Origin of the sequence: Streptomyces durbertensis (genome assembly GCF_014156695.1) — a bacterium.
Classification (GTDB): Bacteria; Actinomycetota; Actinomycetes; order Streptomycetales; family Streptomycetaceae; genus Streptomyces; species Streptomyces durbertensis.
Window position 1 is genome coordinate 1 of record NZ_WMLF01000432.1, and the last position, 4627, is coordinate 4627.

Here is a 4627-nt window from a genome sequence, read left to right on the forward strand (position 1 = left end):
GGCCTGCTCCCCGGCCCCGGCCCGGCACAAGGCCGGACGGGGGTCGGGGAGCAGGCCCGCCGTACACGCGGTCCGGGTCCTGTCGCGCCAGGCGGCCACGAGGTCCGCCGGGCGGCCCGCTCAGCGGCGGGCGACGCCCTCCGCGCGCGCCGCCGCGGCCACCGCCGCGGTCACGGCCGGCGCGACCCGCTCGTCGAACGGCGAGGGGATCACCCGCTCCGCGCTCAGCTCGTCGGCCACCACGGCGGCCAGCGCCTCGGCGGCGGCGAGCTTCATGCCCTCGGTGATCCGCGTGGCGCGGACCTGGAGAGCACCGGCGAAGATGCCGGGGAACGCCAGCACGTTGTTGATCTGGTTCGGGTAGTCGCTGCGCCCGGTCGCCACCACGGCGGCGTACTTGCGCGCGACGTCCGGGTGGATCTCCGGCGTCGGGTTGGCCATCGCGAAGACGAAGGCGCCCGGCGCGAGCTTGGCCACGGCCTCCTCCGGCACCGTGCCGCCGCTGACGCCGATGAAGACGTCCGCGCCGTCCAGCGCCGACTCCAGCGAACCGGACAGCCCGGCACGGTTTGTCAGGCCCGCGATCTCCCGCTTCACGTCGGTGAGGTCACCGCGGTCGGAGGAGACGACACCCTTGCGGTCGCAGACCGCGACGTCCCCGATCCCCGCCTCCACGAGGATCTTGGCGATCGCGATACCGGCCGCGCCGGCGCCCGAGATCACCGCCCGCAGCTCACCCAGCGGCCTGTCCGTCAGCTTCGCCGCGTTGCGCAGGGCGGCGAGGGTGACGATGGCCGTGCCGTGCTGGTCGTCGTGGAAGATCGGGATGTCCAGCGCCTCCTGGAGGCGCCGCTCGATCTCGAAGCAACGCGGGGCGGAGATGTCCTCCAGGTTCACCCCGCCGAAGGACGGCGCCAGCCGGACCACCGTCTCCACGATCTCGTCCGTGTCCTTCGTCGCGAGCGCGATCGGCACCGCGTCCACGCCGCCGAACTGCTTGAAGAGGATCGCCTTGCCCTCCATCACCGGGAGCGACGCCTCCGGACCGATGTCACCGAGGCCGAGCACCGCGCTGCCGTCGGTCACGACCGCCACGACCTGGGACTTCCAGGTGTAGTCGTGCACCAGCTCGGGCTGCTCCGCGATCGCGCTGCACACCTTGGCCACGCCCGGTGTGTACGCGAGGGACAGGTCGTCGGCGTCCCTGACCGGGACGGTCGCGCGCACGGCCATCTTGCCGCCGCGGTGGAGGGCGAACGCCGGGTCGATGGCGTCCTCGTCCAGCTCACTCTGCGGATCAACAATCTCCGCTGCCACTTTTGACCCCTTATTTCCTTAAGTATGCCGAGGGTACCGCTGCCTGGTTGAGGAGCGGGGCGGGCACCGCGTCCGTGTCCTGTTCGGTGGATGGCCACCGTCCAGGGGGAGGTACGGACGCCGGGCGCGCCGCACACGCGCCCGTGTCCCCGGGTGAGGGGTGTAACTGCCCTTTGTACCGGATACGGGTGTCGGCGGACGAGTGACTTTGGGACACCTGATCAGGTCACGGTGGGTGGCGGGGGTGACGAGGGCGCCGGTGCGGCCGCATAGTTCCTGGTGAATCACGACAAGCCAGACGTCGGGCGGGCCGCCGCGTGGCTACCGGCCGCGCACAGGGGGTGACGAAGCTCTCAGCGTGCTGGCAGGCTGTTCGGAGAGGGCCCCCGATGAGCGAGCGCGACCGGAAGATGTTCGTTCTTCGGTTTCCGTTATCCGATTTTGATATGCGTGACGCCCTATGACCCGGTACCCGGATGGCAAGATTCCACCCACTACGTCCGGGCCGGCACTCGAAGGCGTGTTCCGAACCTCGCCCGGCACGGCTACTCCCTCACCCAGCAGGAGGACCCCAGCATGACCGCAAGCACCACCCGTCGTCTCCTCCCCCGCCGCCGGTTCGCCGCGGCCGGAGCCCTCGCGGTCGCGGGCACTCTCCTGCTGAGCGCCTGCGGCGACCAGACCGAGGGCGCCAAGGAGGGCAACGGCGGGCAGAAGACCTCCGACGCCCCGCTCTTCGACGAGCTGCCGAAGAAGTACCAGGACTCCGGCGTCATCAAGGTCGGCTCCGACATCGCCTACGCCCCGATCGAGTTCATGAAGGACGGCGAGGTCACCGGCATCGACCCGGACATCGCCGCCGCCATGGGCAAGGAGCTGGGCGTCGAGTTCCAGTTCAACAACGGCACCTTCGACGGCCTCGTCCTGGGCATGAACTCCGGCCGCTACGACGTGATCATGTCGGCCATGACCGACACGAAGGAGCGCCAGCGCGGCGCCACGGACGACGCCGAGGGCGGCGCCGACTTCGTGAACTACTTCCAGGCCGGCTCGGCGATCCTGGTCGCCAAGGGCAACCCCAAGAAGATCAACGGTGTCGACGACCTGTGCGGCAAGGGCGTCGCGGCCCAGCGCGGCACCGCCAACCAGACGCTGCTGAACGACCAGCAGAAGAAGTGCGACAGCAAGATCAAGCCGTTCATCGCCGACCAGGACAGCGACTCGATCACGCAGCTCCAGACCGGTCGCGTCGACGCCGTCATCACCGACTACCCGGTGGCGCTGTACAACGCGCTCACCGCGGGTGGCGGCGACCGCTTCGAGGTCGTCGGCGACCAGATCGACGCGGCCCCGTACGGCATCGCCGTCAGCAAGAAGAACACCGAACTGCGGGACGCCCTCCAGAAGGCGCTCCAGGCGATCATCGACAACGGTGAGTACGCGAAGGTGCTCAAGAAGTGGGAGGCGGAGGCCGGCGCCGTCGAGAAGGCGACCGTCAACGCCGGTAAGTAATCCCCTGAAACACAGCACCGAAGCCGAGGCAACATCCACGTGACCGAACCGAACGACAAGGCGCCCGCCGTCAATGACGACGGCGGGGCCAAAGTAGCCCCCGAAGCGATCAAAGCAGTCCCCGTGCGGCACTACGGTCGCTGGATCAGCTCCGCGATCACCATCGTCCTCGTCGGAGCGCTTGTCCTCGCCTTCGCGCGAGGCCAGATCCAGTGGACCGTGGTCGGTGACCACATCCTCGACGAACGAGTGATCAGGGGTGCCTGGGAAACCCTGAAGCTCACCGTCTACGCGATGCTCATCGGCGTGGGGCTCGGCATGCTGCTCGCGGTGATGCGGCTCTCCAAGAACCCCGTACTGCGCAGCGTCGCCTGGGGGTACATCTGGTTCTTCCGCGGCACCCCCGTACTGGTCCAGCTCTTCCTCTGGTTCAACCTCTCTCTCGTCTTCACGTACGTGGACCTCGGGCCCATCTACAAGAACGAGATGATCGACGTCATGACGCCGTTCATGGCGGCACTGCTCGGCCTCGGTCTGAACGAGGCCGCGTACATGGCGGAGATCGGCCGCGCCGGCATCCAGTCGGTCGACCGGGGCCAGACCGAGGCGGCGCACGCGCTCGGCATGAGCCCGGCCAGGACAACCCGGCGGATCGTGCTGCCGCAGGCGATGCGGGTCATCGTCCCGCCGACCGGCAACGAGTTCATCAACATGCTGAAGACCTCGTCGCTGGCGTACATCATCGGCTTCTCCGAGCTGTTCCTCGTCAGCCGTGAGGTCGGCTCGGTCAACCTGGCCGTGATGGAGATGCTGATCGTCGTGACCATCTGGTACCTGATCCTGACGACGATCTTCAGCATCGGGCAGTACTACCTGGAGCGGCACTACGCCCGCGGTTCCGACCGGGAGCTCCCGCCCACGCCGTTGCAGAAGATCCGGGCGAACGTCTTCTCCTTCCGTCGCCCCGCCGGTCCCGGAGGTGCGGCCGCATGACCAGTCTTTCCAAGCAGCCGATGGTCAAGTCCGAGGCCGTTCACAAGTCCTTCGGCGCCATCGAGGTACTGAAGGGCATCGACCTGGAGGTCCAGCAGGGTGAGGTCTTCTGCCTCGTCGGCCCCTCCGGCTCCGGCAAGTCGACCTTCTTGCGGTGCATCAACCACCTGGAGAAGATCAACGCCGGTCGGCTCTATGTCGACGGCCAGCTCGTCGGCTACCGCCAGAAGGGCGACAAGCTCTACGAGCTGAAGGAGCGGGAGGTCGCCGCCCAGCGCAAGGACATCGGCATGGTGTTCCAGCGCTTCAACCTCTTCCCGCACATGACGGCACTCCAGAACGTCATGGAAGCCCCGATGCAGGTGAAGGGCGAGTCCAGGGCGAACGCCAGGGAGCGCGCCGAGAAGCTGCTGGAGCGGGTCGGGCTGTCCGACCGCAAGGGCAACTACCCCGCTCAGCTCTCCGGTGGGCAGCAGCAGCGTGTCGCCATCGCCCGTGCGCTGGCGATGGAACCCAAGCTGATGCTGTTCGACGAGCCGACATCGGCGCTCGACCCGGAGCTGGTCGGTGAGGTGCTGGACGTCATGCGGGACCTCGCCGAGTCGGGCATGACCATGGTTGTGGTCACCCACGAGATGGGCTTCGCCCGGGAGGTCGGCGACTCGCTGGTCTTCATGGACGGCGGCGTGGTCGTCGAGTCCGGTAACCCGCGCGACGTCCTCAACAACCCGCAGCACGAGCGCACGAAGAGCTTCCTCTCCAAGGTGCTCTGAGCGGCCGCGCGCGTCCCGTAGGGGCGGGGTGG

The 4627-nt window shown here is 68.2% G+C and carries 4 protein-coding genes; 3 read left to right on the forward strand and 1 reads right to left on the reverse strand.

Going from position 1 to position 4627, the window contains the following annotated elements; genetic code table 11:
* Nucleotides 1-120: 120 nt before the first annotated feature.
* Entirely contained in the window at nt 121-1317 is a 1197-nt protein-coding gene (locus tag GL263_RS22015; RefSeq protein WP_182857481.1) for an NAD(P)-dependent malic enzyme, read from the reverse strand.
* A gap of 576 nt (nt 1318-1893) precedes the next feature.
* On the opposite strand from GL263_RS22015, the gene GL263_RS22020 reads away from it, so the two are divergent.
* From GL263_RS22020 to GL263_RS22030, 3 genes are read left to right on the forward strand one after another with little or no spacing between them, the layout of a single operon-like run.
* Entirely contained in the window at nt 1894-2829 is a 936-nt protein-coding gene (locus tag GL263_RS22020) for an ABC transporter substrate-binding protein (RefSeq protein WP_182857482.1), read from the forward strand.
* A 39-nt stretch (nt 2830-2868) separates the two neighbouring features.
* Nucleotides 2869-3822: an amino acid ABC transporter permease gene (locus GL263_RS22025; protein WP_182857483.1), complete on the forward strand. Its 954-nt coding sequence runs from the start codon at nt 2869-2871 to the stop codon at nt 3820-3822.
* A complete protein-coding gene (locus GL263_RS22030; protein ID WP_323379518.1) occupies nt 3819-4595 on the forward strand; it encodes an amino acid ABC transporter ATP-binding protein in 777 nt (258 codons plus the stop codon). Before GL263_RS22025 ends, GL263_RS22030 begins: the two co-directional genes overlap by 4 nt.
* Nucleotides 4596-4627 lie beyond the last annotated feature (32 nt).